Below are 21,370 nucleotides of genomic sequence, written 5' to 3' on the forward strand. Positions count from 1 at the left end.
ACTATGGCGCATCACGACGCCGTTTACAGTGAGGTGTCCATCCCATCATCCCTGGGGGGCAGCGCAGCGTGTTGTTCGGTGTCCGGCCCTTTGCAGAGCAAAGGGCGTGATGGCGGCGGTAAGCCAAATGGTTGGCTTACCGAAATCCCGCAATCACCCTCACAGGGTCTGCTTAGTTCTTTGCCTTTCCTCGCTTTGGATGGATTCACGCAGTCCAATGATTTGTTGCAAGTAAATCCGTCTACTGTAGCCAAGCTCCCGTTGAGGCGAGCCGCTGAAAAACGATGATTTGAGGTTTTAAGCTGGTGGGTGTCTGAGCGAGGCGTTGCCGAGCGAGTTACGCCAGCGCCTCAAATCATTGAATTTTCAGCGGGCTTTATGCGGACTGCGTCCTTCCCTTCGGGCCAGCCTTCGGCTGTTAAAGCAGGCGTCCTGCCTGCTTTTGCTTTGGGCACTTTCTTTTGTCGAGACAAAAGAAAGTGTCTCGACAAAGGCGAAACAACCATGCTAAAGACAAAGAAGATGTCGATTCTGCAGCACCAAAGACAATGCCAGTCAGCTTAACTGACTGGCATTAAAGGGCCGTCAGGCCCTTTTTTTTCAGTCAAAGTCCGGTTCCAGCTCGAACCGCAGGAGTTGGGATGAATAGGGCTGGTACAGCTCCAGGCACTGTGCCTGAAGCAATAAACGCGGCGCGGCGGCAAATGCCTCGTCATGGGCGTAAAAGGCATCGCCGAGAATGGGGTGACCCAGACTCAGCATATGCACCCTCAGCTGATGCGAACGGCCTGTGACAGGGCGCAGTTCCACCAGGCTGCTCTGTTCATCCACACTTAAGCGCTGAAAAAAGGTCAGCGCTTTTTTGCCTGTGCTGTGGCAGATTTTCTGCAGCGGCGGATCGTTGCTGTCGGCTATCAGCGGTGCATCCACTTTGCCATGTTCGGCGACTTTGCCCCACACCCTGGCTCTGTATGTTTTGCGCACCGAGCGGGTGGCAAACTGCTGTTTCAGCGCCGCTTCAGCTTTACGGCGAAGCGCAAACACCACCAGACCTGACGTAGCGCAGTCCAGACGGTGCACCAGCTGGGCGGTTGGAAACTGCTGCAATACCCGGCTTAATAACGAATCCTGATACGCAAGCCCACGCCCTGGATTGGTCAGCAGGCCACTGGGTTTATTCAGCACGACGATGTCTTTGTCCTGGTACAGAATATCCAAAGGGTCTGTAGGGGGCTGGTAAATGAACGGCCTGTGCATGGATGGATCAGTGCTGGTTGGTTTAGTTGTCAATTCTGGCATAATAGCCAGCCCTTTGTATGCCCCCTGATGCAACTAATTGAAATGACAGACTCGTTTGACGATTTAGCCATATTAACCGCCACCAGTGATGCCTGGCAGTTGCTGTATCAGGATGAACACCTGTTGGTGGTGAACAAACCGGCGCGTTTGCTGACGGTGCCGGGCCGTCACCCGGCCAACCGGGATTGCCTGTTGTCGCGGGTGCAGCTGGAGTTTCCGGGGGCAAGCGTAGTGCACCGGCTGGATTACGATACCTCAGGGTTAGTGATACTGCCGCTGACTAAAAAAGCTTTGTCGGCCATCAGCATTCAGTTTCAGCAGCGCCAGACCAAAAAATTGTATCAGGCGGTGGTCGCCGGTGAACTGAGCCAGACACAGGGCCAGGTGAATGCTGCCCTGGCGCCGGACCCGGACAACAGGCCTTTGTACAAAATCGACCCCAACGGCAAAGCCAGCCAGACTTACTACCGGGTGCTGAAGACGTTACCAGAACAGCAGGCGAGCTTAGTGGAGCTGGAACCTGTGACGGGGCGCTCGCATCAATTGCGTTTGCATATGAAAGCGCTTGGTCATGTGATTTTAGGCGACCCTTTTTATGCACCGATGGAATTACAAAACAAAACCAGCCGGCTGATGTTACACGCCTGGTCGTTGAGTTTTACCCATCCGGTCACTGAGAAAGCCGTAACCTTTCAGGCCGAACCTGATTTCTTCTCGGCATTCACTGCGTCGGTCAGTCCATAATTTGGCAGGCATAAAGCCAGCGCAACCCCAATCACCAGGCCGTAGGCATGGGCGTCAATGGCAACGCGGGCGTCGATAAGCGCCCCCAGCGCAGGGTCTGGGCCGTAGAACTGCTCATAGCCCACTTTCGCCGCCAGCCCCAGTAAAATTAACCCTCCTGAGTACCAACGTTGTTGCAGGTCGCGCACGGCGCCAAAAGCCAGTAACGCATGCAATACACCGGATAACCCGACGTAGATCTGAATATCCGGGCTGAATAAATACAGCGCTGCGCTGAGCAGGGCGGCTGACAGCAGCAAAAACTGCAGCAGTTGTTTTCGCTGGTAGTGCATCTGGTGCAGGTAAAAAATAACCGCTAAACCGCCGAGGTTCATCGCCAGATGCCAGGCATTGCTGTGCAGCAAATGGGCAGTCCAGAAACGCCAGAGCTGCAACGGCTCAGCGCGCTGGTAATTCAGCCAGTCGGTCACCTGGGCCGGGAAAAGCTGCAACAGCAGACACAACAGGGCTATAAACAGCAGACAAAACAAAGGTCTGTACAGCAATGGCATAAGGGCTCCTGAACAGCGGTGATGCCGCATTATGCCACGGACGCTGGGTTTGTCTGCGCTGATTTGAGCCTGTGGTCCGTCAGCTGACGGTTTTGTCCGTTGAAACCACCGGGATGACAAGGTAAGGTAAAGGTCTTACCACAATGAAGTTGTATCCATGAAGTTGAATTTGTCACTGCTTTGCCGCGCTTTGTGCCTGAGCGCCGTGCTTCACCAGCCGCTGCTGGCGGCACAACAAGATCCGGAAGCCACTACCTCCATCGAGCACAAAAAGCTGGTCACCAGCTCACACTATATGGCGACCGCTGCCAACCCGCTGGCGGTTGAAGCCGGCCGGCAGATCCTCGCCAAAGGCGGCAGCGCGGTGGATGCAGCCATTGCCATGCAGCTGATGTTGGGTCTGGTGGAGCCTCAAAGCTCCGGCATTGGCGGTGGTCTGTTTTTATTGCACTTTGACGCCGACAAAAAACAACTGAGCAGTATTGATGGCCGCGAAACGGCCCCACAACAAGCCGGCCCAGACTTGTTTCGTCTGAATGGGCAACTGCAACCCTGGCGTGAGGCCTTTGTCGGTGGCAAGTCGGTTGGGGTACCAGGGGTGATGAAAGCGCTGGAGCTGGCGCACCAGCGGCATGGCAAATTGCCCTGGGCCAGTTTGTTTGACGCCGCCATCCAGACGGCAGAGCAGGGCTTTGTGGTCAGCCCGCGGCTGGCTGGCTTACTGGCTGCCAACTGGAACCCGGGGTTAACCAATTTTGCCGCCAGCAGAGCGTATTTTCAGCCGGATGGTCAGTGGTTGCAGGCTGGGCAGAGGTTAAAGAATCTGGCCTATGCAACGTTGCTGCGCCGCCTTGCCAAAGAAGGCAGTGCCGCCTTTTATCAGGGCGATAACGCCAAAGCCCTGGTGTCTGCTGTACAGCAGGCGGCCCCAAACCCCGGGCTTTTGACAGCGCAGGATTTGCAGGCGTATCGACCGGTCGAGCGGGACGCCATCTGTATGGCCTACCGTCTGTACAAAGTCTGTTCTATGGCACCGCCAAGCTCTGGTGGTCTGGCCGTGCTGCAAATTCTGGGATTACTGTCATCACAGCCTGTGGCCAGACTTAAACCCAATTCGGTAGAAGCGGTGCATTTAATCAGTCAGGCCGCCAAACTGGCTTTTGCGGACCGCGAGCGTTTTGCCGCCGATCCGGATTTTGTCAATGTGCCGGTGCAGGGCTTGCTGAACCCGGCTTATCTGAAACAACGTGCTGCGCAGCTGACGTCTCCAGAAGGCCCCGCAGCGGTCGCGGGTGAACCCGAAGGGGCAGAACCGCTGACCCCCAGCCAGGCCATTGAATTTGCCAATACCAGCCATTTGTCAGTGGTGGACAGTGCAGGCAACGCCGTCAGCATGACCACCAGTATTGAAAACGCTTTTGGTTCAGGTCTGATGGTCAATGGCTACCTGTTAAATAACCAACTGACTGATTTTTCACTGGATGCACGCCTGAATGGCTTTTGGGTGGCGAACCGTGTGCAAGGTGGAAAAAGACCCCGTTCGTCGATGGCGCCAGTCATGGTGTTTGACCAACAGGGCCAGCTCAAATACATCACGGGTTCACCGGGCGGCAGCCGCATTATCAACTACGTGGCGCAGAACCTGATTGCGGTGCTGGATTGGGGGCTGGATCCGGCTCAGGCTGCGGCGCTGCCCCGCTTCAGCCACAGGAACGATGCTCTGGTACTGGAGCAGGGCACCGCACTGGAGCAACTGGTGCCGGCGCTGAAAGAATTGGGTTATCAGCCTAAAGTGGCTGATTTAAACAGCGGTATTCATGCCATTGAACGTCAGGGAATGCTGCTTCGTGGCGCGGCGGATCCACGTCGCGAAGGCGCAGTAGCGGGAGATTAACAGATGACTATTGAGGTAAACCTACAGCAGGGCGTGCTGGTGCTGACACTGGCCCGGCCTGAGAAGAAAAATGCGTTAAGTCAGCAGATGTACCGGCAGCTGGTGTCTGCACTGGAACAGGCGCAGGCCGATCCGCAGGTGCGGGTGGTGCTGTTTCAGGGCAGTAACGACTGCTTTAGTGCAGGCAATGATCTGGCCGATTTCCTCGGTGGCGGCGCTTTAAATGCTGAACACCCGACAGTGCAGTTTTTACAGAAGCTGGCAACCTTCCCGAAGCCGATGGTGGCGGCGGTGTCCGGCCTGGCGATTGGCATTGGCACTACCATGCTGCTGCACTGCGATCTGGTGTATGCCTGCAGCCCGTGCCGTTTCCAGTTGCCATTTACCCAGCTCGGGCTGTGCCCTGAAGCCGGCTCCAGCCTGTTATTGCCGCAGCTGATTGGTTTGCAGCGGGCTTCTGCCATGCTGTTGTTGTCCGAAGCCGTCAGTGCCGAGCAGGCGCTGCAGATGGGCATGGTGACCGAATTGGTGGAGCAGGCGGCGTTACTGGAGTACGCGCTGAACAAAGCGATAAAACTGGCCGCTTTGCCTGCTGACGCGGTGCAAACCGCCAGAGCCCTGATGCGTCAGCCTGCTTCGGTCAGCACCGCTATTCAGGCGGAATTGCAGCAGTTTGAGCGTTTACTGGCAGGGCCGGATTGTCAGCAGGCGGTGCGGTTGTTTTTACAGAAGAAGTAGGTTGTCTGGCTGGGCTCAGACGTCAGTACGGGAGAAGGGGTTGGGTTTCACCCCTTCAACCTTCCATTTGCCGTCCACTTTGATCATCCGTACCACACGGAGTTCGATTTTCTTACCGCCATTGGCTTTGCCTTCAAACAGCATGGTAATTTCTGCTTCATCGCCGTACTGTTCACGCAGGTTCTTGCCGGTACGGTCAATGCTGATGGTCACTTCATCAAAGGTCATGTTGTAAAGCGTGTTGGTGATGCTGCGGGTGCTGCCGTAGGAGCTTAATACCCGGCCATAACTTTCAGTCGCCAGCTTGGTGGCCTTTGCAAGATTTTTGCTGGTGTAAAGTGCGTGAAAGAATTCACCGGCTGCGTATTCAGGTGAAGCGGCATCAGCGTTGACCTTCGGCTTGTCTTCCTGACAGCCTGCCAGCACCAAGGCTGCGAATAAAAGGATCCATCTGAACATCTGCACACCCACTGAGCTTTAAAGACAGCCTAGTGTGGTTTTTTTTGCCGGTAAAGTAAAGAAAAAGGCCGGATAACCGGCCTTGTTTCAACTGCTTTGACCTGATCAGGCCTGTAATTCCTGTTCGGTAAATACATCGGCAAAGAGTGGGCTGGATAAATAACGCTCGGCCGAACTTGGCAGGATCACCACAATGTTTTTGCCAGCGTTTTCCGGTTTTTCTGCCAGACGTTTGGCGGCTACCACGGCGGCGCCAGACGAAATACCGGCCAGAATACCTTCTTCTTTCATCAGGCGGTGCGCCATTGCAATCGCATCGTCGTTGCTGACTTTTTCCACCGCATCCAGCAGGCTTAAATCCAGGTTGCCAGGAATAAAACCGGCACCAATACCCTGAATTTTATGTGGCCCTGGTTTGATTTCTTCACCAGCCAGCGCCTGGCTGATCACCGGTGAATCGGCAGGCTCCACAGCAACCGACCACAGTGGGTGGTTTTTTTCCTGCTTGATGTAGCGGCTGACCCCGGTGATGGTCCCGCCAGTGCCCACACCAGCGACAAAAATATCAATCTGGCCGTCCAGATCGTTCCAGATCTCCGGGCCTGTGGTGTCAAAGTGAATTTGTGGGTTGGCCGGGTTTTCAAATTGCTGCAACAGCAGGTATTTGTCCGGGTTGGATGCCTGAATTTCTTTGGCCTTTTCAATGGCACCTTTCATGCCTTTTGGCCCTTCGGTCAGCACCAGATTGGCCCCCAGCGCTTTGAGCAACTTACGGCGTTCCAGGCTCATGGTGGCCGGCATGGTCAGCGTCAGTGGATAACCCCGGCTGGCAGCCACAAAAGCCAGTGCAATACCGGTATTACCGGAGGTAGGTTCAATCAGCTCTTTGCCTGGGCCCAACAAACCTTTTTTTTCCGCATCCCAAATCAGCGCCGCACCCAAACGGCATTTCACTGAAAAACTCGGGTTACGGGCTTCAATTTTGGCGTACACATTGCCGCCAGTCACTCGTTTCAGTTTCACCAGCGGAGTGCGGCCAATCGACAACGAGTTGTCTTCAAAAATAGTTGCCATGCTAAAAAAGCTCCTGTTGCATCAAATTGGTTATAAGAATACTAGTGCCCGGTAAAAACGAAAGAATAGTTTTGCTATAAGATATAGCCATCTTTTTATGGCCGGAAACCCGAGAAATGAAATTCCAAGGTACTGAACATTATATTCTTTCTGATGAACTGGCATTGGCTGTCAATGCGGCTGTCAAACTGGAAAAACCCTTATTGCTGAAAGGTGAACCCGGCACAGGCAAAACCCGGCTGGCCGAAGAGCTGGCGCTGTCACTGGGGACAGAGCTTATCCGCTGGCAAATTAAATCCACCAGCAAAGCGCAGCAAGGCTTGTATGAGTACGATGCGGTATCCAGGTTGCGCGATGGCCAGCTTGGCAGTGAACGGGTGGCCGACATTGGCAACTATATTAAACCGGGCAAACTCTGGACAGCCTTTACCGCCACCCAACGGCCAGTGCTGCTGATTGATGAAATCGACAAAGCCGATATTGAGTTTCCAAATGACTTACTGCATGAGCTGGACCGCATGTCCTTTGATGTGTACGAAACAGGCCAGCGCATTGAAGCGCAGCAAAGGCCCATTGTCATTATCACGTCGAACAATGAAAAAGAGCTGCCGGACGCTTTTTTACGACGCTGTTTTTTCCATTACATCCGTTTTCCTGACGCAGACACCTTAAAACAAATAGTCCTGGCGCATTTCCCAGCATTGCAGCAGCAGTTGCTGACCAAAGCGCTGGAAGTCTTCTTTGAACTGCGGGAGCTGTCTCAGTTGAAGAAAAAACCATCCACCTCTGAGTTGCTGGACTGGCTGAAGCTATTGGTGGCGGAAGACATCAGTGCCGAAGTGCTGCAGGACCGGCAGCATCAGGGCGGGTTAATGCCTTTGTATGGCGCTTTGCTGAAAAACGAGCAGGATGTGGAATTGCTTGAAAAACTGGCCTTTCTTGCCAAAAGGCAAACCCGCTGATGCTGGTGCAGTTTTTCCTGAAGCTGCGTCACTATGGGGTGCCCTGCAGCCTGACTGAATTGCTGGACTTGCTGAATGCCTTGCAGCAGGAACTGGCGTTTGCCAGTCTGGACGAATTTTACAGCCTGTCCCGGTTGTGTCTGGTTAAAGATGAACGCCATTACGATAAATTCGACCGCGCCTTTGCCGACTATTTTCAGGGCGTGGTCAGCCTGGACCCGCTCAGCCTGATCCCGGATGACTGGCTGGTGCCCGGCTTGCTGCGACAACTGTCGGACGAAGATAAAGCCAAACTGCAAAGTCTGGGCGGGCTGGAACAGTTGCTGCAACAGTTTCGCGAGCGGTTAAAAGAGCAGCAGGAGCGCCATGCCGGAGGCAATAAATGGATTGGCACGGGCGGCAGTTCGCCCTTTGGCGCTTACGGTTTTCATCCGGAAGGCATTCGTCTGGGCCAGCAGGGCAGCGGTGCCCGCCGTGCGGTGAAGGTCTGGGACCAACGCGAGTTTAAAGACTTTGATGACAAAGCGGAGCTGAATCACCGCGCCTTGCAGCTGGCTTTGCGCCAGCTGCGACGGTTTGCCCGCACCGGGGCGGCCAGTGAGCTGGATTTGGCTGGCACCATTGACGCAACAGCCCAGCAGGCCGGCTGGCTGGATTTAAAGTTTCAGGCCGAGCGGCACAATGCCGTCAAGGTGTTGATCCTGTTTGATATAGGCGGCTCGATGGATGATTACATTCATGAATGCGAACAGCTGTTTCTGGCCGCCCGCACTGAGTTTAAGCATCTGGAGTTTTTTTATTTTCATAACTGTGTTTACGAGACAGTGTGGAAAAGCGCCAAACGCCGCCATCAGGACCAGGTATCGACCAGCGACCTGCTGCACACCTATGGCAGCGACTACAAGTTGTTGCTGGTGGGGGACGCCACTATGGGGCCTTACGAAATTACCTATCCTGGGGGGAGCGTCGAACACTATAACCAGGAAAGCGGAGAAGTCTGGTTAAAACGGCTGCTGGGCCATTTCAGTCATGCCGCCTGGCTGAATCCGCAGCCGCAGCAGTGGTGGCGACATTACCATTCGATAGACATCATCAGAGCGCTGATGCAGCAGCGTATGGCCGATTTTTCGCTGCAAGGTTTGCAACAGGTGACAGGTTGGCTGAGTAAAGGCCGAAGCTGAACCTCAACAGGGTTCGGGCTCTTGCCCGCTTGGGCTTTTGACTTTAAAGTGATTTTCAAAATTTGAGCAAGGAATCGCCATGACGTCTCCCGACGCTTCGCATGATATTACCCAGGTCGCCCCCAATACCTTTGTGGATGAAACAGGCCACCAGCTGAGCCAAAAAGAAATCCGCCAGATTGTCACCCCTCATGCGTTTAAAGTGGCTGACAGCCTGATTGGTCAGCCGCTGGCCAAGCCGGTGCGCCGGGGCGTTGCGATAGGAATTGATGGGTTGCTGATCAGTGCGTTAAGTTCCGGCAGCCTGGTCATTATATTGCCTTTGCTGGGCTATTTATTGTGGAACCGGATCCGGCAACAGCGCATTCAGCAGGCCGTTCTGGTAGGAATTGTCGCCCTGACGCTGGCGTTCACCCTGGATTTTTCACCGCAAGCTCCGGACTCCGACGAGGTAAAAAAACTCGACCTGCCCAGTGAGTTGGCACTGCCAATGGCTGGGGTGGCCCTGAAACTTGCCAACGACCACTGTGACTACCAATGCGTTGAGCAAGAACTCGCCGACTTCCGGCAGCAGCTAAACGCCAGTGGCATGAGCGTGGAGGACAAAAAGTTAACACTGGATGAGCTCATTGACGCCAGTCAGCTCAGCAAACAACAGCAAACACAGCTGCAGGCTGCACAGGCGCACTATCTCACCGAGCCTGTTATTAAAAACGACCAGGACGGCAGCAAAGACGACCGCAAAGAAGCGGCAGCCGAGCCAAACCTGTGGCAAAAGCTGGAAAAATCCAACCATAGCCTGCTGCAATGGACCAAAGGTATTCTGGCCGATTTTGGGGTGGGTTTTGGCTGGGCCATGTTTTATTTCACCTTTTTTATCAGCTGGAACCAGGGCCAGACCATTGGCAAATTACTGATGGGCATTCAGGTGGTGCAACTGGATGACCAGCCACTGAGTCTATGGAATTCTTTCAGTCGTCAGGGCGGTTATGGGGCGGGTTTTGCCACAGGCCTGATTGGTTTTCTGCAGATCCTGTGGGACCCCAACCGGCAGGCCATTCAGGACAAAGTGGCCAGTACCTTAGTGATCGTCAAACGAAAAGCGGCGAATCACAGCGAAACAGCAGGCAACCACAGCGATACATAAGCTACAATAGCCGCATTTTTAAAGCCGTCCGAACCAGAGACGGCAACAGAAGGATAGAAGAATGAAACAAGTCGTGATCAGCGGTTCAGGCTGTTTTACCCCCAACGAAGTGGTGACCAATGAAGAGTTGGTCGCCAGCTACAACCAGTATGTCGATTTACACAACGAAGAGTTCAAAGCCGAGATTGAAGCCGGAGAACGGGTGGCTCTGGAGTATTCCAGCTGTGAATTTATTGAAAAAGCGTCAGGCATTAAATCCCGTCATGTGATGTACAAAGAAGGCATACTGGACACGGCCGTGATGCAACCTGTGTTTGCCAGACGAGGCGAAGATGAACACCCGGAAATGGTGGAAATGGCGATTATTGCCGCCAAAGAAGCCATGACACAGGCGGGTAAAACTGCGGCGGATATCGACCTGATTATTTGCGCCGCCTCTAATATGCAGCGGCCTTACCCGGCGCTTTCCATTGAGCTGCAGCAGGCCTTGGGCGCTGCAGGGTACGCCTTTGATATGAACGTGGCCTGTTCATCCGCCACCTTTGCCATCAGCAATGCGGTTAATGCCATTCGTGGCGGTACGGCCAGGGTGGTGCTGATTGTGAACCCGGAATTTGCATCCCCTCAGGTGAATTACACCAGCCGCGACAGCCACTTTATTTTTGGTGACGTCTGCACCGCAACCATTATCGAAGCAGAAGAAACGGCCAGCTCCGATTCTGCCTACCGTATTTTGGGCATGCGGTTAAAAACCGAGTTTTCCAACAATATCCGCTGTGACGTCAGTTATGTTGATCACTGTTATCCGGAGCAGGACCCGGAGGCGCCATTTTTTAAACAGCAGGGCCGCAAGGTGTTTAAAGAGCTGCTGCCCATAGTGGCCGATGTGATTCTGGCGGAGATGGACGCCTGTCAGGTGGCACCAGAGCAGTTAAAACGGCTGTGGCTGCATCAGGCCAATATCAATATGAACCTGTTTGCGGCGAAGAAAATTTTAGGCCGCGAGCCGGAGGAAGGGGAAGCCCCTTTGGTGCTGGACAGCTATGCGAATACTGCGTCTGCCGGTTCCATTATTGCGTTCCATCAGCATAAAACCGGCATAGCCTCGGGTGAAAAAGCCATTTTATGTTCGTTCGGCGCAGGTTATTCAGTGGGCTGTTTAGTGCTGGAAAAGTGCTGATTGATTCAACAAAATGAAAAGGCCGATGCTCCCGGCCTTTTGGCTACTGATACTTCAGTCTGATGGCGCTGCCATCGTTACAACTGCAACACGCTGTTCTGATCGTAACTGACGTCTGTCGGCAGGTAAGCATCTGCTTCGTCGTCGTTGACCCACTGCTCGCCGTTGATCACATAGCGGAACTGATACTGCTTATTGGGTTCCAGGTTCAGACTGGTGCTGAACACGCCATTTTTGCTTTTTTTCAGCAGCAGGGCTTTCGGATCCCATTCGTTAAAATCACCGGCTAAGGCCACGGATTCGACCTGCTGATCGGCGGCAACAGTAAAAGTCACTTTGCACACGGGCTTGGTCTTTAAGTACTGTTTCTGAATGCTCATTGCTTTCCCTCTTCTCAATCACACTGGTCTTTGGTCTGAGCTTAGTCTGGCCATCTGACGCTTTAATGACACTAAGCCTTCCCACATTAACGAGATCTGCAGCAGGCCCCAAAATAACTTTCTGATCTGAGGTTAGCACTCGTGGCTATAAAACGAGCACAAAGTTCAGGGAAGTTGTAACTAAATATGTCGCTGGTCTGCGGCCCTATGACCGAAACTCTGGTAGTTCTTAAAAGAGCTTAATATTATCTGTTTGATTTTAATGATTTTTTTATTCCTTCATTGGATCTGTTTTTTGTGCCATACCTAAGGCCAGTTGTAAAAGCTTAAGATCTGAATGCTATAACCACCCGTATGACCGCTGTACTATAGGTAACAGATTGAATTCGAATGCAAACAGGGAACAGAACATGAAAAAAAGCACGCTGAAAATAGTGGCTCCCGTGCTGATTATTGCAGGGGCTATCGGGTTGGCTGTGATGCTGACCGCAGGTAAAAAGCCACCAGAGCAAAAAACGGAACAGCGCAAAGACATGCTGGTGGACGTAAAACCTGTAGTGCAGCAGGATTTAACCTACCAGGTCTGGTCGCAGGGCACGGTGCAGCCAAGGGTGATGACCACCCTGACGTCGGAAGTGAATGGCGTGATTACTTATGTGGCAGACCAGTTTATTGAAGGCGGCTTTTTTAACAAAGGCGACTTGCTGGTGCAGGTGGAACCTTACGACTACCAGACGGCAGTGAAACTGGCAGAAGCGAACCTGGCCCGCGCCAAAGCCGCGCTGGAAGAAGAAAAAGCCCGCGGCAAAGTGGCTGAGCGCGAGTGGAGTATGTTCAGTGAAGGCAAGGCGCCTGAACTGGGTTTACGCCGGCCTCAGCTGGCACAGGAGCTGGCCAATTTGCGTTCGGCCGAAGCGGAGCTGGAAAATGCGCGCCGTAACCTTATTCGGACGGAAATCCGTGCGCCATACAGCGGCATTGTAAAAAGCAAAACCGCCAACTTAGGCCAGTTTATCAGCCGGGGTACTCAGCTTGGACAGATTTATGGCACTGAACTGGCCGAAATCCGTATGCCGCTGACCGACAACGACGTGGCTTACCTGAATATTCCGGCGCAAGGCGCTGATCCGGCCAGCCTGCCTGAAGTGGAGCTCAGTGCTGAAGTGGGCGGTGAGCTGCGCCGCTGGAGCGCCCGGCTGGTACGCACCGAAGGCATGCTGGACGAACAGAACCGGGTGATTTATGCGGTGGCTCAGGTGCAGGACCCTTACCGGCTGAAATCGTCCGGCCAGGAGGTGTTGCGCTTCGGCCGTTTTGTCAAAGCCCGTATAGAGGGCCGCGCTGCAGATGATCTGGTGCTGCTGGAGCGGCATTTGTTATTGCCGGACCACAAAGTGCTGGTTGCCGCAGACAACAAGTTGGAGATCCGTGCCGTGACAGTGCAGCGGATGGACGAGCGTTACGCTTACATCAGTGCAGGCTTAACCGACAAAGACCAACTGGTGCTGACCGCTATTGCCAACCCACTGGCCGGCATGGCACTGCGGACCTCCGCCGATCCGGTCAAACCGGCGGATGAAACCAAAGCAGAAACCGCTGTGGCGGCTGTGGCGAAACAGGAAGCTCAGTGATGCAGCATCTGGATCAAACCCATAAAGGCGTACTCGCCTGGTTTGCCCGCAACAGCGTGGCAGCCAACCTGTTAATGGTGATTTTGCTGTTTGCCGGTATTGTCGGTATTTTCACCATCAAAAAACAAACCTTTCCGGAAATTCAGCTGGAGCAGGTGACCATTCGGGTGCCTTACCTGGGTGCTGCGCCGCAGGAAGTGGAAGAGGGCATTGTCGATAAAATTGAAGAATCGCTGCAAAGCATTAACGGCATTAAGAAAATCCGTTCCAATGCGGTGGAAGGCCTGGCCACAGTGCAGGTTGAAATTCAGTCTGACTACGACATTCAGGAAGTGATGAATGAGATCAAAATGCAGGTGGATTCGATTTCATCCTTCCCGGCCCAAACCGAACGGCCCGTCATTTATCACACCAAATTCTCCAGCAACGTGTTGTGGTTGTCGGTCTATGGCGACACGGACCAGCGTGGCCTGAAAGAATTTGCCAAAGATGTGCGCGACGACCTGAAAAAACTGCCTGGGGTCAGCAAAGTAGAAGTGGTTGGCGCTTTGGATTACGAAGTGTCGATTGAGGTGTCTGAATACCAGCTGCGCAAATACGGCCTGACGTTTGACCAGGTGGTCAATGCGGTGCGCGGCAGCTCAGTCGATGTGCCAGGCGGTTCCATTAAATCCGACAATGGCAATATTCTGCTGCGGGCCAAAGGCCAGGCCTACCGTGAGCAGGACTTTGCCGACCTGGTGCTGATTAACAGAGCGGACGGCACCAGGCTGCTGCTGGGAGACATTGCCACAGTGCGGGATGGTTTTGTCGAATTCGATGACTATTCCACCTTTAACGGCAAACCTTCGGTGTCGATCCGGGTGGACGCGGTGGGCGACGACAACACCCTGCATATTGCCCAGGTGGTGAAAGACTACGTGGCGAAAAAGCAAAAAGAACTGCCAGACAGCATCAAAATCGATTCCTGGGGCGACTCGAGCTATTACCTGCAGGGCCGGCTGGACCTGATGACCGACAATATGTGGATGGGTGCCTTGCTGGTGCTGATCAGCCTCACGCTGTTTCTGGAATTCCGTGTCGCTTTTTGGGTGATGGTGGGTATTCCGGTCTGTTTCCTTGGCACCATAGCGCTGATGCCACTGTCCTTTTTTGACGTGTCCATCAATATGATCAGCTTGTTCGGTTTTATTCTGGTGCTGGGCATACTGGTTGACGACGCCATTATCATCGGCGAGAGCGCCTACAGTGAAATTGAGAAATACGGCAAATCACCGGAAACGGTGATCCGCGGCGCCCAGCGGGTGGCGGTGCCTGCCACGTTTGGGGTGTTAACCACAGTGGCCGCTTTTATTCCGATGCTGATGGTGGGTGGCCCACAAGGCCCGATTTGGGAATCCATTGCCTGGGTGGTGGTGCTGTGTCTGCTGTTTTCGATGGTGGAATCCAAGCTTATTCTGCCGGCGCATTTAATTGCCATGGACACCAAACCCTGGGACCCAAACCGCAAAGGCTTCTTTTATGGCATAGGCCGTGGCACCAGCGCCGTGGTGCGGGGTGTGCGCGAGAAAGTGAGCGGCGCCACTGAGCGTTTTGTGCATGGCCGTTATAAAACCTTCATTGAATGGGCGCTGGAGCACAGATACATCACTGCCAGCAGCTTTTTGGCCATGATGATCCTGATGATTGGTTTGTTGGGTGGCGGCCATGTGCGTTGGGTGTTTTTCCCCAATATCCCCAGTGACTTTATTAACGTGAACCTGAGCATGATGGAAGGCTCGTCTGGCCAGAGTACCATCAGTGCCATGCAGCAGCTGGAGCAGGCGCTGATGCGTACCGATCAGAAACTGCAGAGCGAAGGGGAAGAGGCCATGGTAAAACACCGGCTGACCTTTACCCAATCGGAAACCTCAGGCCAGTTTGTGATTGAGCTGGCCAAAAGCGAAGGCCGTGAAACCGACGCCAATGAGTTTGTCCGGCGCTGGCGTGAAGAAATTCCGGAAATTGCCGGGGTAAAAACCCTGCAGATTTTCTCGTCCACCAGCGGTGGCGGTGGGGGTGATATTTCTTTCCAACTGGTGAGTAAAGACCTTGATAAGCTGCGTCTGGCGACCGAAGAGCTGAAAACCGCGATGCAGCAATACCAGGGCGTGTACGACATTCAGGACAGCATCAGCGGTGGCAACGACGAAATTGTGCTGGAAGTGAAACCCGAAGCCGAAGCCATGGGCATTACGCTGCAAAACCTGGCCACTCAGGTACGGTATGGCTTTTACGGCGCTGAAGCCCAGCGTATTCAACGCGACAGCGAAGAAGTGAAAGTGATGGTGCGTTACCCGAAAGAGGAGCGCCGCTCCATTGGCAACCTGGAGAATATGAAAATCCGGACTGCTTCCGGGGCTGAAGTGCCGTTTTCTCAGGTGGCCAGCTACCGCACCCAACCCAGTTATTCGGCCATTAACCGGGTGGATGGCGAGCGCTCGGTGACTATCAATGCGTCGGTGGACAAAGCTGTGGCTGAGCCGATGAAGATCACCAAAGAGCTGCAGGAAAAAGTACTGCCTGTGCTGTCACAAAAATACGGCGTGGAAACCGCCCTGGAAGGGGCCAGCCTGGAAGAGCAGGACGCCATGCGTGACCTGGCCTTAGGCTTCCTTCTGGCGTTTTTTGTGATTTACGCGCTGCTGGCGGTGCCGCTGAAATCTTACACCCAGCCGCTGATCATTATGTCGGTGATCCCCTTTGGCTTTATTGGCGCTGTGCTGGGCCATATGCTGCTGGGCCTAAGTGTCAGCATTATGTCGCTGTTTGGCCTGATTGCGCTGGCGGGCGTGGTGGTAAACGACTCGTTGGTGATGGTGGACTTTGTGAACGAAGCCCGTGACGAAGGGGTACCGGTGAAAGATGCGGTGATCCAGGCAGCTACCCGTCGCTTCCGGCCTATTATGCTGACGTCGTTAACCACCTTTTTAGGCCTGGCGCCTATAGTGCTGGAAAAGAGCCTGCAGGCACAAATTGTGGTGCCTATGGCGGTGTCGCTGGCTTACGGTATAGTGTTCGCCACTTTGATCACGCTGATTTTGATCCCCTGCCTGTATTTGATTCTGGCCGACTTTTCCCGTAAATCGGCCAGTAAAAATGTGGCAGCAGACTATAAAGTGGACGAGTTAACAGCGCAGAAGTAATGGCTGCTTTGCTTTACCCTCAAAGGCGCAGTTGACTGCGCCTTTTGTTTAGAGGGTGGAACGGTGTTTACCAAAGCTCTAAAAGGAATGCTTACCTATGGCTAAAGTGAAGTATGTAGTGGCGACTTTGTTGATTGTTAGTGCGGCGGCAGCGTTTTTTCACCAGCGCATTATTGCATGGCTGGTGTTGCCACCTTATATCGAATGGGCGGCCGCCACCGAGACCGCCGGTGTAGCAGCCGGACAGGCGCTGACTGAACAACAGCTGCAACTGGCCCGCGACATTGGTATTTTGCAGCCAGAGCGGGTGCGGCTGGTGTATGTGGATGAGGTGCCGTTTCCTTACCATAACCTGCTGTTAAAAACAGTGGGGGAAGCCCTTGGTTTTATTGGTGAGGGCATTATCAATAATGCGCAGGTATTTGGTTATTCCATTTATGTACGAAAAGATTACAGCCTGACCAAACCCCGGCTGGCCCATGAACTGGTGCATGTGCTGCAAATAGAGCGGTCTGATTTAACCACAGTCGTCAGCCAGCATTTCGCTGATTTGGCAACCTATGGTTATGAAAATTCGCCGCTGGAACTGGAAGCCTATCAGGCCAATAAGAAGTATGCTGAGCTTGAATAAAGCTCAGCGGTCTCACCTTTCATAAAGGAGGTTTTATGTACCAGGGCAGTTGTTTATGTGGCGCTGTGACGCTGCAAGTGCAGGGCGGTATTGATTCGATTATTCATTGCCACTGCTCTAAATGCCGCAAAAACAGCGGCACGGCCTATGCCACCAATGGCTTTGTCGCGACTAGCGCTTTGGTGATCAAGACCGGGCAAGATAAACTCGGCAGCTATGAAACCTCGCCGGGCAAAGTGCGTTATTTCTGCAGCATCTGTGCATCGCCTGTGTACAGCAGCAACGCGGGCGACCCGGCCAGGCTGCGGTTACGTTTGGGCATTCTGGATTCGGACATAACTGAACGCCCCATCTCGCACAACTTTGTGTCGTCCAAAGCCAACTGGGACGATTTAGACGCACAGCTGCCACGTTACGACAGCTATGAACCCAGTCGGATAACGCCGGCTGCAACGCAGATAGCCGACTAAGCTAGCGGCCTGACAGCGCAGTGGTCAGATGCAATAACTCATTATGAAGATTGACGTAGGGGCGCAGTTTACTGCGCCCGGATGGTCATAAAACTTTCTCCGTAGTTGGGACTGTGAACCTGGCGAGGGTAGCAACTGCTTTTTCTCCGTAACAGGGCAGGTAAACCAGCCAGCGGTAACTACTGCGTTCGCCCGTTCGCGCCTCCCGCGCTCACTTTTATATTGCTCACTCCGCAGTCACCCCCGCCTGGTTTGTCGGCGACTAGCCCGGTGGCTTCGTTGGAAAACCACTGTGCGTAAATCCAGTAAAAGAGCATGAGTTAAATTTCGGACAACTAGTGGGCAGCGAATACGGATTTTGCCGCGCAATAGTTTTTCTGTTTCAGAAAAATGTCGTTGATTTAGAGACACTTCAGCGTTAATTTGGCTTGAGTAAAATTCAGGAAAGAAGGCGTAAAAATGTACGACTTGCGGGCGTTTAGCCTTCTATTAAATTGTTATGCATTTAGTCAGGGAGAGAAGTATGCTTGAGTTTTTAGTTGACAGGCTTATTGCACTAATGGGACCAATATCAACTCTTTCGAAGGAAAAAAGAGAACTCAAAGATAATGCGTTCAGAGCAATTTCAATTGCACTTCAAGAAACAAAGTTATATTACAAATCACTTGAACGAGGCAGTGATAGGAACATGGATACAGAAGCTCAACTTGTCAGGTATTGGAGCGCGGCTTCAATTCCGCTTCGCCATATAGATGAAGAATTAGCTATGGTTTGTGAGCACAAGGCGGAGTTCTGGATTAGCCCAGAAAGTTGGTCTGATGAAGACATTAAGACTTTTGGTATTAAGTTAGACGATGTTACAAAAGCATATCGCCAACTTGCAATGCCAAGCTTTTCAAGCAAAGGTAATTCGCCTAAAAATGCATAACAAAGCCAGTCAGCAACGCCCACTGCGTTGGCTGGACCTCAAACCCGCTGCGCGGCTTTTAGGCCGCTGCTGGCAGCGTTATAAGCCATAGGACAGATCGGTGATGAAATCGTTAGTCGGGAAACTTGATGTACTCAGCGTTTTTATTGCATGGTTGCTGCTTATCGCTTTTTTTCTAGCACTGGGTTACGTTAAGTTTTTCTCTCCGCCGGAGTCTAGTGCGAGTCATTTGATATACATCTTCGGTGCGTTTTTTGGCGCCGTAGTTGTACATATTGTTTTGGCATTTTTTAATCGTTGCCCTCACTGCAATAAGTGTTTAACTGTTCAATGGTTTAAATCGCCGCATCCAGCATCAAGTGGAGATTGGTCTAAAGTTGTTTGGCATTGGTTTTCAGGCTCAATCGTTTGTATTCATTGCGGTAACATGGTCAACACAAATGGCTTATAACAAGTTGCTTAATTTCGTTCCGGCCACAAACAGCGTGGCCTCAACTGGGCTGCCTACAGCTGCGCTGTGGCAGCCAATCAGCAAAGCGTTATGTAACAAGGAAAGATTGTGCGATGTCTATTTTGTAAAGAAGCTAGCCATAATGCTAAAGGCGTAGAACATCTTATTCCAGAGTCATTTGGAAGCAAAAAATTAGTTCTGCCAAAAGGACTAGTTTGCGATAAATGTAATAACTATTTTGCTAGAAAAGTTGAAAGACCGCTAATGTCTCACCCTTCGTTGAGGAATGTTAGAGGTTGGTATCAAGTTCCAAATAAAAAAGGAAAGATGCCAAGTGTACTAGGTCATATTGCCGGAACAGAAATACAGATAAACATGAAGCTAGATAAAAATAAGAAGCTTCAAATAAAGGCAGAAAAGGCTTCAGAGCAAAAAATCGTCGATAAGTATTTAAAAGATATGGAAACTACTGGTGAATTCCCACCATTCATTTTTCCAATAGATATAGACCCTCCCCAGAAGGAAATGTCTAGGTTTTTAGCCATGCTAGCTTTAGAAGCCTTAGCACTTAGGTTTTCCTATGGAAATGCAGAAGAAAAGATCATTGATGAGCCAAGCTATGACTTGATTCGAGATTTCGCTCGATATGGAAAAGGGGTTGAAGAATGGCCGTATCATCGTCAAGTGCTTTATCCGATGGATACTCTTATGAAGCATCCCGACTCTGGTGAATGGGTGCAGGTTGGATTTGGTCACGACATTATTCTTACACCATACCCTGAGACATATGTTTCCTTCAACTTGTACGGAGTACAATTTACTATAAATGTTGGTGGTCCATCCATTCAAGGTTACGAGTTGTGGCTTGAGGATAATGATCCTTTAGAAAGAACAGGGAATAGGCTCGTAAAGAAAATCGTAGATGGACAAGAAAAATTCTACCTAGAAGGCGATTTTTGCATGAAAAAAGGTGCAGAGTATGATCGTAAAAATTGGCTGGGTGAGTAGAGTTGTTACATAACAAGTCAATCAACTATGCGCCTTCGGCGCCGGAAGCAGCAAAGCTGCGCCGGTTATTGCGGCGTTATATGCCAAAGGAGAGAGCGTGATTAAGCCAGACATTGCAATAATTTTCGAAGAAAGCATTCCAAGTGAAATGTTTGAGGGTTTCGAAAATAATATCAAGGCAGACGGTTTAAGCTTGATTATTGAGCCTAGAGAACCGTTTGGCCCGATGGCATGTCCCGAATGGTTTATATTTCCGGTCATTGCTGCATTCATAGGGAAAAGTTACTTTGACGGTTTTCTAAAAGAGGCGGGTAAAGATCATTATCAGTCGCTGAAAGAAAGTTTATCTAATTTAACCAATAAGGTAATGTCCAGCCCAAGAATCGAACCAACGCTTTTTGGCACTCAGGGCAAACTCAGCACAAATAATCCTTTTTCACTCGCGTTTTCTATACATGCAGAAGCTGAGGATGGTTACACGTTTAAGCTACTAATCCCAAAATCAACCAGTAGCTGCGATTATGGTCTCATTGCTAACCGGTTTATGGAATTCCTTTCTGACTATCACTTGGGCCTTCAAACCTTGGACTCGATAGGCTGCGCATGGCAAGGAGAAAGAGCTCCCTCAAATATGATTTTTGTTCACTACAATCCAGATAAAGATTCTATAGAGTGGTTAAATGAGCAAAATTATCGTTAATCGGCATATAACAATCGCAGGCACTCGGACAAAATTTCCGCTGCGCTTCAATTTTGCTGGGTGCTTGGGGCGTTAGCTGGAATAACGCAAATGAACTCCGTGCCAAAGATGCCGACCGCCAAGAACATTCCCGACCTTCTAGGCAATATTGAAGGTTTGAAGCGGCATTCTTTTTTATGCGTATTTTTACCCGAACCATCACTATCACAAAATGATAGAAAATTACGTGCCTGGCTTCTCCACACAATAGCAAGCGCTTCAAGACATTATTCAAAAGCCAGAGAGTTAGTTGAGCTACAGGATAACTCTGACCAACAAAGAGATGGTGGTGCTATATTCCACATCCTAGATGTATCGGAACAAATTGAAGGCTGCATAAGCGCAACATTCAGGGCTTGCATTGCAATCGCACGAATTAAAAATCTGCCCGAAGCCATAGCGTTCTCCGCCAACACCCAGAAGTCTCTTGAAAGCTTACGCTCAATAAGAAATCAATTTGACCACATGCATACACAAATAACATCCGGCGAAACCGGCAACGGCCCAATATCTATTACTTTTGGCGATGAAGGCAGGTCCATTCAATTCAGGAAGATAAAAATGGACACAGTCGGCCTCCAAAATTTAATCGACGGCGCTTATACAGTTGTAGCCAGCCTTTACCCAAACTTTGATAAAAATTCACCCAAAGAGGCTGGCGGCCGAGACTATAAAATTTTCTGTGTAAGTGGCTGTTTATCATAACGATATACGGTCA

At 51.7% G+C, this 21,370-nt stretch carries 21 protein-coding genes; 16 read left to right on the plus strand and 5 right to left on the minus strand.

Annotated elements, in window-relative coordinates; translation table 11 throughout:
* Positions 1–600: 600 nt before the first annotated feature.
* Positions 601–1,257: an RluA family pseudouridine synthase gene (locus tag WKJ04_RS17445; protein WP_337881584.1), complete on the minus strand. Its 657-nt coding sequence runs from the start codon at positions 1,255–1,257 to the stop codon at positions 601–603.
* A gap of 84 nt (positions 1,258–1,341) precedes the next feature.
* Here WKJ04_RS17445 and WKJ04_RS17450 point away from each other — a divergent pair, with 84 nt between their 5' ends.
* A complete protein-coding gene (locus WKJ04_RS17450; protein WP_337881585.1) occupies positions 1,342–2,043 on the plus strand; it encodes an RluA family pseudouridine synthase in 702 nt (233 codons plus the stop codon).
* Here WKJ04_RS17450 and rrtA read toward each other — a convergent pair.
* Positions 1,992–2,594, minus strand: a complete 603-nt coding sequence (gene rrtA, locus WKJ04_RS17455; protein ID WP_337881586.1) for a rhombosortase — start codon at positions 2,592–2,594, stop codon at positions 1,992–1,994. The genes WKJ04_RS17450 and rrtA overlap by 52 nt on opposite strands.
* Before the next feature lie 157 nt (positions 2,595–2,751).
* On the opposite strand from rrtA, the gene ggt reads away from it, so the two are divergent.
* A complete protein-coding gene (ggt, locus tag WKJ04_RS17460) occupies positions 2,752–4,488 on the plus strand; it encodes a gamma-glutamyltransferase (protein WP_337881587.1) in 1,737 nt (578 codons plus the stop codon).
* Between the two features lie 3 nt (positions 4,489–4,491).
* Positions 4,492–5,226, plus strand: coding sequence for an enoyl-CoA hydratase (locus tag WKJ04_RS17465; protein WP_337881588.1), 735 nt, complete (start codon positions 4,492–4,494; stop codon positions 5,224–5,226).
* A gap of 15 nt (positions 5,227–5,241) precedes the next feature.
* On the opposite strand, the gene WKJ04_RS17470 is transcribed toward WKJ04_RS17465, so the two are convergent.
* Entirely contained in the window at positions 5,242–5,685 is a 444-nt protein-coding gene (locus tag WKJ04_RS17470) for a hypothetical protein (protein WP_337881589.1), read from the minus strand.
* Between the two features lie 105 nt (positions 5,686–5,790).
* A complete protein-coding gene (gene cysK, locus WKJ04_RS17475; protein ID WP_337881590.1) occupies positions 5,791–6,759 on the minus strand; it encodes a cysteine synthase A in 969 nt (322 codons plus the stop codon).
* A gap of 116 nt (positions 6,760–6,875) precedes the next feature.
* On the opposite strand from cysK, the gene WKJ04_RS17480 reads away from it, so the two are divergent.
* The 4 genes from WKJ04_RS17480 (at position 6,876) to WKJ04_RS17495 (ending at position 11,229) form a co-directional block, all read left to right on the plus strand.
* Entirely contained in the window at positions 6,876–7,721 is an 846-nt protein-coding gene (locus WKJ04_RS17480) for a MoxR family ATPase (RefSeq protein WP_337881591.1), read from the plus strand.
* Positions 7,721–8,902, plus strand: a complete 1,182-nt coding sequence (locus WKJ04_RS17485) for a VWA domain-containing protein (protein ID WP_337881592.1) — start codon at positions 7,721–7,723, stop codon at positions 8,900–8,902. The genes WKJ04_RS17480 and WKJ04_RS17485 overlap by 1 nt, the downstream gene beginning before the upstream one ends.
* Positions 8,903–8,981: 79 nt before the next feature.
* Complete coding sequence (locus tag WKJ04_RS17490; protein ID WP_337881593.1) at positions 8,982–10,049, plus strand: RDD family protein; 1,068 nt, start codon at positions 8,982–8,984, stop codon at positions 10,047–10,049.
* Positions 10,050–10,110: 61 nt separating this feature from the next.
* Positions 10,111–11,229, plus strand: a complete 1,119-nt coding sequence (locus WKJ04_RS17495; RefSeq protein WP_337881594.1) for a beta-ketoacyl-ACP synthase III — start codon at positions 10,111–10,113, stop codon at positions 11,227–11,229.
* Positions 11,230–11,306: 77 nt separating this feature from the next.
* Here WKJ04_RS17495 and WKJ04_RS17500 read toward each other — a convergent pair whose 3' ends face one another.
* Entirely contained in the window at positions 11,307–11,609 is a 303-nt protein-coding gene (locus tag WKJ04_RS17500; RefSeq protein ID WP_337843358.1) for an isoamylase early set domain-containing protein, read from the minus strand.
* 410 nt (positions 11,610–12,019) lie between these two features.
* On the opposite strand from WKJ04_RS17500, the gene WKJ04_RS17505 reads away from it, so the two are divergent.
* The 9 genes from WKJ04_RS17505 to WKJ04_RS17545 all read left to right on the plus strand — a co-directional run bounded on the left by WKJ04_RS17505 (position 12,020) and on the right by WKJ04_RS17545 (position 21,357).
* Entirely contained in the window at positions 12,020–13,240 is a 1,221-nt protein-coding gene (locus tag WKJ04_RS17505; protein WP_337881595.1) for an efflux RND transporter periplasmic adaptor subunit, read from the plus strand.
* Entirely contained in the window at positions 13,240–16,425 is a 3,186-nt protein-coding gene (locus tag WKJ04_RS17510; protein WP_337881596.1) for an efflux RND transporter permease subunit, read from the plus strand. The genes WKJ04_RS17505 and WKJ04_RS17510 overlap by 1 nt, the downstream gene beginning before the upstream one ends.
* 97 nt (positions 16,426–16,522) lie before the next feature.
* Positions 16,523–17,056, plus strand: coding sequence for a hypothetical protein (locus tag WKJ04_RS17515; RefSeq protein ID WP_337881597.1), 534 nt, complete (start codon positions 16,523–16,525; stop codon positions 17,054–17,056).
* Between the two features lie 35 nt (positions 17,057–17,091).
* Positions 17,092–17,526 carry a GFA family protein gene (locus WKJ04_RS17520; protein WP_337881598.1) on the plus strand — a complete coding sequence of 145 codons (435 nt, stop codon included), beginning with the start codon at positions 17,092–17,094 and terminating at the stop codon, positions 17,524–17,526.
* A 523-nt stretch (positions 17,527–18,049) separates the two neighbouring features.
* Positions 18,050–18,454, plus strand: coding sequence for a hypothetical protein (locus tag WKJ04_RS17525; RefSeq protein ID WP_337881599.1), 405 nt, complete (start codon positions 18,050–18,052; stop codon positions 18,452–18,454).
* Positions 18,455–18,557: 103 nt separating this feature from the next.
* Complete coding sequence (locus tag WKJ04_RS17530; protein ID WP_337881600.1) at positions 18,558–18,905, plus strand: hypothetical protein; 348 nt, start codon at positions 18,558–18,560, stop codon at positions 18,903–18,905.
* A 108-nt stretch (positions 18,906–19,013) separates the two neighbouring features.
* Positions 19,014–19,913, plus strand: coding sequence for an HNH endonuclease (locus WKJ04_RS17535; RefSeq protein ID WP_337881601.1), 900 nt, complete (start codon positions 19,014–19,016; stop codon positions 19,911–19,913).
* A gap of 97 nt (positions 19,914–20,010) precedes the next feature.
* On the plus strand, positions 20,011–20,613 hold the full coding sequence (locus tag WKJ04_RS17540; protein ID WP_337881602.1) for a hypothetical protein: 603 nt from the start codon (positions 20,011–20,013) through the stop codon (positions 20,611–20,613).
* Positions 20,614–20,703: 90 nt separating this feature from the next.
* Entirely contained in the window at positions 20,704–21,357 is a 654-nt protein-coding gene (locus WKJ04_RS17545) for a hypothetical protein (RefSeq protein ID WP_337881603.1), read from the plus strand.
* The last annotated feature ends 13 nt before the right edge of the window (positions 21,358–21,370 follow it).

Source organism: Rheinheimera sp., assembly GCF_037442345.1.
Lineage (GTDB): Bacteria > Pseudomonadota > Gammaproteobacteria > Enterobacterales > Alteromonadaceae > Pararheinheimera.

What these genes read in the sequence shown, in the direction of transcription:
- WKJ04_RS17445 (WP_337881584.1), bottom strand. Translation starts at nt 1,257, where the DNA reads ATGCACAGGCCGTTCATTTACCAGCCCCCTACAGACCCTTTGGATATT.
- WKJ04_RS17500 (WP_337843358.1), bottom strand. Translation starts at nt 11,609, where the DNA reads ATGAGCATTCAGAAACAGTACTTAAAGACCAAGCCCGTGTGCAAAGTG.
- WKJ04_RS17490 (WP_337881593.1), top strand. Translation starts at nt 8,982, where the DNA reads ATGACGTCTCCCGACGCTTCGCATGATATTACCCAGGTCGCCCCCAAT.
- WKJ04_RS17525 (WP_337881599.1), top strand. Translation starts at nt 18,050, where the DNA reads ATGCTTGAGTTTTTAGTTGACAGGCTTATTGCACTAATGGGACCAATA.
- WKJ04_RS17530 (WP_337881600.1), top strand. Translation starts at nt 18,558, where the DNA reads ATGAAATCGTTAGTCGGGAAACTTGATGTACTCAGCGTTTTTATTGCA.
- WKJ04_RS17505 (WP_337881595.1), top strand. Translation starts at nt 12,020, where the DNA reads ATGAAAAAAAGCACGCTGAAAATAGTGGCTCCCGTGCTGATTATTGCA.
- WKJ04_RS17470 (WP_337881589.1), bottom strand. Translation starts at nt 5,685, where the DNA reads ATGTTCAGATGGATCCTTTTATTCGCAGCCTTGGTGCTGGCAGGCTGT.
- ggt (WP_337881587.1), top strand. Translation starts at nt 2,752, where the DNA reads ATGAAGTTGAATTTGTCACTGCTTTGCCGCGCTTTGTGCCTGAGCGCC.
- WKJ04_RS17465 (WP_337881588.1), top strand. Translation starts at nt 4,492, where the DNA reads ATGACTATTGAGGTAAACCTACAGCAGGGCGTGCTGGTGCTGACACTG.
- WKJ04_RS17485 (WP_337881592.1), top strand. Translation starts at nt 7,721, where the DNA reads ATGCTGGTGCAGTTTTTCCTGAAGCTGCGTCACTATGGGGTGCCCTGC.
- WKJ04_RS17450 (WP_337881585.1), top strand. Translation starts at nt 1,342, where the DNA reads ATGACAGACTCGTTTGACGATTTAGCCATATTAACCGCCACCAGTGAT.
- WKJ04_RS17515 (WP_337881597.1), top strand. Translation starts at nt 16,523, where the DNA reads ATGGCTAAAGTGAAGTATGTAGTGGCGACTTTGTTGATTGTTAGTGCG.
- cysK (WP_337881590.1), bottom strand. Translation starts at nt 6,759, where the DNA reads ATGGCAACTATTTTTGAAGACAACTCGTTGTCGATTGGCCGCACTCCG.
- rrtA (WP_337881586.1), bottom strand. Translation starts at nt 2,594, where the DNA reads ATGCCATTGCTGTACAGACCTTTGTTTTGTCTGCTGTTTATAGCCCTG.
- WKJ04_RS17545 (WP_337881603.1), top strand. Translation starts at nt 20,704, where the DNA reads ATGAACTCCGTGCCAAAGATGCCGACCGCCAAGAACATTCCCGACCTT.
- WKJ04_RS17520 (WP_337881598.1), top strand. Translation starts at nt 17,092, where the DNA reads ATGTACCAGGGCAGTTGTTTATGTGGCGCTGTGACGCTGCAAGTGCAG.
- WKJ04_RS17510 (WP_337881596.1), top strand. Translation starts at nt 13,240, where the DNA reads ATGCAGCATCTGGATCAAACCCATAAAGGCGTACTCGCCTGGTTTGCC.
- WKJ04_RS17495 (WP_337881594.1), top strand. Translation starts at nt 10,111, where the DNA reads ATGAAACAAGTCGTGATCAGCGGTTCAGGCTGTTTTACCCCCAACGAA.
- WKJ04_RS17480 (WP_337881591.1), top strand. Translation starts at nt 6,876, where the DNA reads ATGAAATTCCAAGGTACTGAACATTATATTCTTTCTGATGAACTGGCA.